7 protein-coding genes are annotated in these 7,474 nt (G+C 68.9%); 2 read left to right on the top strand and 5 right to left on the bottom strand.

Going from position 1 to position 7,474, the window contains the following annotated elements; all coding sequences use genetic code 11:
• The coding region (locus I73_RS06160) for a HAMP domain-containing sensor histidine kinase (protein ID WP_026096374.1) at window positions 1-834 on the top strand (834 nt) is incomplete at its 5' end.
• On the opposite strand, the gene I73_RS26310 is transcribed toward I73_RS06160, so the two are convergent.
• The 5 genes from I73_RS26310 to I73_RS06135 form a co-directional block, all read right to left on the bottom strand.
• Window positions 816-2,198: an MATE family efflux transporter gene (locus I73_RS26310; RefSeq protein ID WP_022979812.1), complete on the bottom strand. Its 1,383-nt coding sequence runs from the start codon at window positions 2,196-2,198 to the stop codon at window positions 816-818. The two genes, I73_RS06160 and I73_RS26310, sit on opposite strands and share 19 nt — an antisense overlap.
• Complete coding sequence (locus I73_RS06150; RefSeq protein ID WP_026096373.1) at window positions 2,195-2,620, bottom strand: DUF3717 domain-containing protein; 426 nt, start codon at window positions 2,618-2,620, stop codon at window positions 2,195-2,197. Before I73_RS06150 ends, I73_RS26310 begins: the two co-directional genes overlap by 4 nt.
• Before the next feature lie 70 nt (window positions 2,621-2,690).
• The gene (locus tag I73_RS32425; protein ID WP_148289708.1) at window positions 2,691-2,885 is read right to left on the bottom strand and encodes a hypothetical protein; all 195 of its coding nucleotides are present in this window, start codon (window positions 2,883-2,885) and stop codon (window positions 2,691-2,693) included.
• A 75-nt stretch (window positions 2,886-2,960) separates the two neighbouring features.
• Window positions 2,961-5,660 (bottom strand): bifunctional acetate--CoA ligase family protein/GNAT family N-acetyltransferase, encoded by a 2,700-nt coding sequence (locus I73_RS06140; protein ID WP_022979809.1) that lies wholly within the window; start codon window positions 5,658-5,660, stop codon window positions 2,961-2,963.
• Between the two features lie 189 nt (window positions 5,661-5,849).
• Window positions 5,850-6,971 carry an aromatic ring-hydroxylating dioxygenase subunit alpha gene (locus I73_RS06135; protein WP_026096372.1) on the bottom strand — a complete coding sequence of 374 codons (1,122 nt, stop codon included), beginning with the start codon at window positions 6,969-6,971 and terminating at the stop codon, window positions 5,850-5,852.
• 271 nt (window positions 6,972-7,242) lie between these two features.
• Here I73_RS06135 and xseB point away from each other — a divergent pair.
• Window positions 7,243-7,474, top strand: a 232-nt coding sequence (gene xseB, locus I73_RS06130) for an exodeoxyribonuclease VII small subunit (RefSeq protein WP_022979807.1), incomplete at its 3' end; no start/stop codon positions are given.

Here is a 7,474-nt window from a genome sequence, read left to right as displayed (position 1 = left end):
GGCCGGTGCTATTCCGTTGTGCGCAGCATCACCCGGCGCCTTGAGCGTCTCAAGCATGGGGTGGAGGCTTTCGGGGCTGGCGCACTGGCGCAGCGTGTCCAGGAAGAGGGCAAGGACGAGGTGGCGGCCCTGGCGGCCAGTTTCAACCGCGCCGCGCAGCAGATCCAGTCCCTGGTGCAGTCCAACCAGAGCCTGCTGGCCAATGCCAGCCACGAGCTGCGTTCGCCCCTGGCCCGACTGAAGATGGCCCTGTCGATGATCGACGATGCCGGGCCTGCGCATCGGGCCGCGCTGCGCAAGGAGATCGAGGTCAACATCCGTGAACTCGATGCCCTGGTGGAAGAGGTGCTGCTGTCCAGCCGTCTGGAAGCCGGTGTGGCCGTGAATCTGGACGATCCGGTGGACGCCCTGGCCGTGATGGCCGAGGAGGCCAGCCGGGTGGGCGGGCAGGTCGAGGGGCCGGCGCTGATACTGCGGGGCAGCGAGCGCCTGCTGCGCCGTGCTGTGCGCAATCTGCTGGAGAACGCCCAGCGCTACGGCGGGCAGGACGTGCTGGCCGAACTGGCCTTGCTGCCTTCTGGCGATGTCCAGCTCCGGGTGTGCGACCGGGGGCCGGGCGTGCCGGAATCCGAGCGCGAGCGCATCTTCGAGCCCTTCTACCGCATGGCCGGCCATGCCGAGCGCGAAGGCGGCGTGGGTCTGGGGCTGGCGCTGGTCCGTCAGATCGTCCGGCGCCATGACGGCCGGGTGCACTGCGAACCCCGGGAAGGGGGCGGCAGCTGCTTTGTGCTCACCCTGCCGGGAAGGCGTCTGCTTCAGCCCGCCGGCGCCTGAGCACGGCGCCGCAGCACCCAGCCCTGCAGGGCCGTGAGCCCCGTGCCGGCCGCGAGCAGACCGAGCGTGGCGGCGGTCCAGAAGCCAGGGGCGCCTTGCAATGAAGGGGGAATGGTTCCGGGCACGTTGAAGGCCAGCAGGTAGCCGCCGCCCAGGCCCACGCCCCACAACGAGAAGGCATACACCACCATCGGGGCCGTGGCGATGCGCCAGGCCCGCAGCGTGAAGGCCACCACCGTCTGGACCGCATCGGCCACATGGAAGACGGCGAGCCAGGCCAGCAAGGGCAGGGTGGCCGCCACCACGGCGCGGTCGTGGGTGTAGAGCTCCAGCACCGGGGTCCGGGCCAGGTAGACGCTGCAGCCGACCAGGGCGGCCAGTCCGGCGCCCAGACCCAGCCCGTGCCAGCCCAGGCGGCGGGCATCGCCCAGGGCCTGCGCACCGATGCGCTGGGCCACCAGCGTGCTGGTGGCATTGCCCACGGACATGGGCAGCATGAACATCAGCGAGATCAGGTTCATCGCGATCTGGTGCCCGGCCACCGGCGTGGTGCCCAGACGGGCGATGAACAGGGCCATGAAGCTGAAGCCCGTCACCTCGATCAGAAAGCCCGCGCCCATGGGCACGCCCAGGCGCAGCAGCCCCCACAGGGCAGGCGCATGCGGGCGGCGCAGGCCCTGTTCGAAGAGCAGGAAGCGGGCATAGAAGGCATCCCGGCGCAGCCAGGCCCAGGCCCCGGCCGTCTGGGCCCACAGCACGACGACCGTGGCCCAGGCGCAGCCGGCCACCCCCAGCGAGGGCAGGCCGATGGCCGGCCAGCCGCTCACCAAGGCGATGGTCAGGGGGATCTTCAGCGACAGTCCGCCCAGCTGCAGCAACATGACCGGCTTGGGACGCGACACGGCGGTGGTGAAGGACCGGAACACCGTGAACAGCAGGGCCGCCGGCAGGGCCAGGGTCAGGGCCTGCAGATAGCCTCGCGTGCGTTCGGCCACCTCGGGGCTGGCCCGGGCCATCCGCAGAAAGGGCTCTGGCCACCACAGGAGCAGTGCGCCGAACGTGGACAGGCCCAGGGCCAGCCACAGCCCCTGGTGGAACTGGTCGCCGGCCGCCTCGTGGCGTCCCGCACCATGCAGTTGCCCCACCACCGGGGAGAGCGCCAGCACCACCCCCATGAAGCCGATGATGATGGTGATGTAGGCCGCCGCGCCCACTGCGAAGGCCGCCAGATCCAGCTGCGAATGGCGGGCCACCACCACCGTGTCCACGGTGTTGAAGGCCAGCACCGCCAGCTGGCCGATGTAGACGGGCCAGGCCAGGGGAAGAATGCGGCGCACGCTGGCCAGCCAGCTGCGCTCGTTCATCGGGCCGTTCCCCGGCCCGAGGCGCTGGCCCGCTCGGCATAGCGGTTGAAGCGCCAGGCCGTGCCTTCGAGCGTGATGCGGTGCCAGACCTGGCGCTTCTCGGTCGGGCTCAGCACGGGCCAGTTCTGCACCTCGTCCTCGGTGCGGCCGCAGCCCTTGCAGACGGCATCGCCCTGGGCGGTGGAGCAGATGGCGATGCAGGGGGCGTCGGGCGTGCTGTCGTACCAGGCCAGCCAGGCCGCCCGCGCGACCGGGCTGAGCGCGGCCTCGTCCACCTCACGGCGCTGCTGGTACACCAGCAACGCATAGGGCTCGCCCAGGGCCAGCACCTCGGGGCAGGCGGTCACGCCATCGGCCGAGGGCGAACGCTCGCGCCACCAGTTGATGGCGGATTCAAGGTCGGAAATGTGGATGCCAGCCATGGCCTCGTCATGCATGCAGAAAAGCCACCGTCCAGGTGGCGTCCGATGCAGACGCGCCGGCTGGCGGGACTCAGGGGGTGTTCGGTGCGCGGGCCGTCGTCCAGCTGGGGCTGGGCGGCGGTGCGGAACTGGCCGCGCGTGCCGCATGTTCCGCCCGCCACTGGCGCACCCACAGGCCGCCCGCGACACCCGCCAACACCAGCATCAGGACGATGCAAGCCGCCCAGATCCCCATTCTTGAGCCTATTTCCAGGTCTTCGAGCATGGTGACCTCCGCAGTCGTGGCGGGTGAGCGGCCATTGTAGGAGACCGGCGGCCGCAACCGGTCAGAAGCTCGACCTTACAGGAGGTAGGTGCACAGCCGGAAGTCGGGGTCTTCCGGATAGGGTTTGACCTCGAAGTGCAGGCTGCGCATCAGCCGAAGCATGCTGTCGTTGTGGGTCAGCACCAGGCCCTGGATCTCGCTCAGGCCCTTGGCACGGGCGATATCGATGATGGACAACATCAGGCGCGAGCCCAGCCCCTGGCCGGATACGCTGTCGGCCACCACCAGCGAGAACTCGCAGGTGGTCTGGTCCGGGTTGGTGATGTAGCGCGAGACGCCGATGATCTCCTCGCGGTCGCTGAAGCTGCCGTCCTCGTGCGCCTGGCGGTGGTGGCGCACGGCCACCAGGGCCATCTCGCGGTCGTAGTCGATCAGGGTGTAGCGGGCCAGCATGCGCGCGGGCATCTCCTGCATCGCGCTGACGAAGCGGAAGTAGCGGCTTTCCGGCGACAGGCCGCGCACCAGGGCCTGCAGCATGTCGGCGTCGTCGGGCTGGATGGGGCGGATGGTGCACAGGCCGCCGCCCTTGAGCGGCCACTCCCGCGCCAGGCCGGCCGGGTAGGGCAGGATGGCCAGGTGCTGGTAGGGCAGGCTCGACGAGGGGGCCGACGGCTCCACCACGATGCGGGCGTCCACGGGCACCGCGCCGGTCTCGTCCAGGATGATGGGGTTGATGTCCATCTCGCGCAGCTGGGGCAGCGCACAGACCATTTTGGACACCCGCAGCAGCACCTGCTCCAGCGCGTCCACATCCACCGGTGGCGCACCGCGCCAGTTGCCCAGGGTCTCGGCCACGCGGGCCCGCTCGATCAGGCGGTGGGCCAGGAATTGGTTGAGCGGCGGCAGCTCCATGGCCCGGTCGGCGATCAGCTCGATCATCGTGCCGCCGGCACCGAAGGTGATCACCGGGCCAAAGGGGTCGTCGGTGGTCATGCCGATGTAGAGCTCCCGCCCGCGCGGCTTGCCGCTCATGGGCTGGATGGTCACCCCATTGATGCGGGCCTGGGGCTGCACCTTGGTCACCGTGGCCAGCATGTCGTTGTAGGTGTCGCGCACCTGGGTGGCGGTCATCACATTGAGCGCCACGCCGCGCACATCGCTCTTGTGGCTGATGTCGGGCGAGTCGATCTTCAGCGCCACCGGGTAGCCCAGCTGGCTGGCGATGAGCATGGCCTCGCTGGCGCTGCGGGCCAGCATGGTGCGCGTGACCGGAATGTGGAAGGCCGCCAGCAGGGCCTTGGATTCCATCTCGGTCAGCACCTGGCGCCGCTCGGCCAGCACGCTCTCGATCAGCAGGCGCGCGCCCTCGGCGTCCGGGCTGTCCAGCGCGCTCATCGGCGGCGGGGTTTGCTGCAGCAACTGCTGGTTCTGGTAGAAGCTGGCCAGGTTGCCGAAGGCCTCCACGGCGGCTTCCGGTGTGCGGAAGTTGGCCACCGCATGCTGGGCCAGCAGGCTGCGTGCGCCACGCACCGTCTCGTCGCCCATCCAGCAGGCCACCACCGGTTTGCCCTGCAGGTGGGCCACCTCGGTCACGGCGGTGGCCACGGTGTCGGGCTCGGTGCCCGGCAGGCCGCCCGGCTTGGGCGAGTAGATCACCAGGGCGCCGTCCACCGATGTGTCGGCGCTGGCCGCCTTCAGGGCGGCGGCGTACTGCACGCCGGTGGCTTCCTCGCCCAGATCGATCACCTGGCCCAGTGACGCCTGATTGCCCACCAGGGGGGCCAGGCCAAGGCGACTGGCGTCGCCCAGCCGGGCCACCTCCAGGCCCAGGTCATTGGCCCAGTCGGCGGCGAGCACGGCCGGCCCGCCGCCGTTGGTGATGATGGCCAGGCGGTTGCCCACCGGTCGATAGCGCGAGGCCAGGCACTTGGCCGCGGAGAACAGCTGGGTGAAGGCGCGCACCCGCACCACACCGGCGCGGCGCAGCGCGGCCTCGAACACATCGTCCGAGCCGACGATGGCGGCCGAGTGGGTCAGCGCGGCATGGGAGCCGGCCGGTTTGCGCCCGGCCTTCATCACCACCACGGGCTTGATCGAGGCGGCCGCCCGCAGCGCGCTCATGAAGCGCCGCGCGTTGCGGATGCCTTCCATGTAGATCAGGATGCTGTGGGTGGCGCTGTCGTTGGCCAGATAGTCCAGCACCTCGGCCAGGCCCAGCGAGCTGTTGGCGCCCAGCGAGACCACGGTGGAGAAGCCCACGCCGTTGTGGCGCGCCCAGTCGAGGATGGAGGTGGTCAGCGCGCCGGACTGCGACACCAGGGCCAGCGGGCCCTGCTGGGCCAGCGGGCCGGTGGCGCCCGCGTTCAGGTGGGCCGAGGGGCGCTGGAAGCCCAGGCTGTTGGGCCCCAGCAGCGGCATGTGGTGGCGCCGGGCCACGGCATGTAGCGTCGCGCAGGTGCTTTGCGGCAGACCGGAGGACAGCACCATGGCCGCGCGGCAGCGGATGCGCCCGGCGATCTCCAGGGCGGCTTCGATCTGTCCGTCCGGCAGGGCGATGATGGCCAGATCGGCCCGGGTCTGGGCCAGCTCGGACAACTTGGCAGTGATCTCGCCCTCGATGTCCAGCCGGGTGACCGGGCCGGAGAAGCCGCCTTCCTCCAGCGATTGCAGCAGCACCCGAGCCAGGGGCGTGGCGGATTCCGGTTGGGCCGGGTTGCCCGCAAAGACCACCAGGGAGCGCGGGGTGAACAGGGAGGTCAGAAAGTGCTTGTCCACGGGCAAGGGGTCCGCGTGCGCGGCAGGTTCTGGGATGGGCGCAGCATACGATGCCCCATCCGCTTGAGGACGGAGAAAGAAGGGCAGGATTGCCCTTGATCAAGTGGGTGGGCAGGGCTCCCCCCAAACGCAACGGGCGACCCGGAGGTCGCCCGTTGCGGGGGGCCGGCGGGGCGGCCAGCCCCGGGCCTACCAGGAGGCGCGGCCCATGCCCATGACGCGGCGGTACCACTCGTGGAAGTGCTGCATGCCGTCCTCCATGGGGCTCTGGTAGGGGCCGACCTCGTCGTCGCCGCGCTCGAACAGGGCCTTGCGGCCCAGGTCCATGCGCTCGCCGATCTCGTCGTCCTCGATGCAGGTCTCCATGTAGGCGGCCCGCTGGGCCTGGCAGAACTCCGGCTCGAAGGCGGCGATCTCCTCGGGGTAGTAGAACTCCACCACGTTGAGCGTCTTCTGCGTGCTGACCGGGTACAGCGTGGAGACGGTCAGGACCTTCGGGTACCACTCGATCATGATGTTCGGGTAGTAGGTCAGCCAGATGGCGCCCTGCTTGGGCGGCTGGCCGTCGTGGGCCTTGAGCACCTGATCGCGCCAGTCCTTGTAGACGGGCGAGCCGACCTTGCGCAGGCCGTCGAACACACCCACCGTCTGCACCGAGTGGTGCTTGCCGAACTCCCAGCGCAGGTCGTCGCAGGTGACGAAGTGGCCCAGGCCGGGGTGGAAGGGACCGACGTGGTAGTCCTCCAGGTAGACCTCGATGAAGGTCTTCCAGTTGTAGTGGCACTCGTGCATCTCGACGTGGTCGAGCACGTAGCCGGAGAAGTCCAGGTCGGCGCGCGGGCCCAGGCCCGCCAGATCGGCCGCGATGTCCCGGCCGTTGTCCTCGAACACCATGCCGTTCCAGGTCCGCACCTTGTAGTTGTTCAGGTGCAGGCAGGGGTCGTGGTCGAAGTGGGGGGCGCCCACCAATTGGCCGCCCAGATCGTAGGTCCAGCGGTGCAGCGGACAGACGATGTTGGACTTCGTGTTGCCACGGCCACGCAGCATGATGGCCTGACGGTGGCGGCAGACGTTGGAGACGAGCTCGACACCCTTGTTGGTGCGGATCAGCGCGCGACCTTCGCCTTCCTGCGGGAGGGCGTAATAGTCGCCCACCTGCGGGACGGACAGCTCATGCGCCAGGTAGCGCGGTCCGTGTTGAAAGATGAGTTCCTGCTCGCGGCGGAACAGGTCCTCGTCGAAATAGGTGCTGACAGAGAGTTGAGAGCGCGCGCGCTCCAGAGCTTCCAGCGTGATGCTCAGGTTCGACATGATCCCCAGGATCTCCAAAAAACATGTCTTGAAACCCCCCACCCGGTGGCCCCGCGGGTGGGAATGAAAAAACCCCCACCGGCAGGGTGAGGGCGAACGACATTCTAACCAATTCAAACTGCAAGGACTTGAAATAGAGTTTGACGGGTGTCAAGGTGACGCAATCGCGTAGAACGTGTCTTTTTTGCAGCGGGGTCTCTCCGCATCCGGGCTTGCACGGGGGGATGGGGGCAGGCTGACTACAATTGGGCCATATCAACACGTCACCGCAATGCCACGTTCCGCCCCTGCCAAGCCTGCCAGCGAACCCGCCAGTTACGAGGAGGCCCTCGCCGAGCTGGACCAGTTGCTGCAGGCCATGGAGGCCGGGCAACTGCCACTGGATCGGCTCCTGGAGAGCTACCAGCGCGGCAGCCAGTTGCTGACGTTTTGCCGTGGGCGCCTGAAGGCTGTGGAGGACCAGATCCAGGTCCTCGAAGAAGGGCAGCTCAAGCCCTGGACAA

The organism is Ideonella sp. B508-1 (genome assembly GCF_000333615.1).
Taxonomy (GTDB): Bacteria; Pseudomonadota; Gammaproteobacteria; order Burkholderiales; family Burkholderiaceae_C; genus Ideonella.
This window is presented reverse-complemented; position numbering and strand designations above follow the sequence as displayed.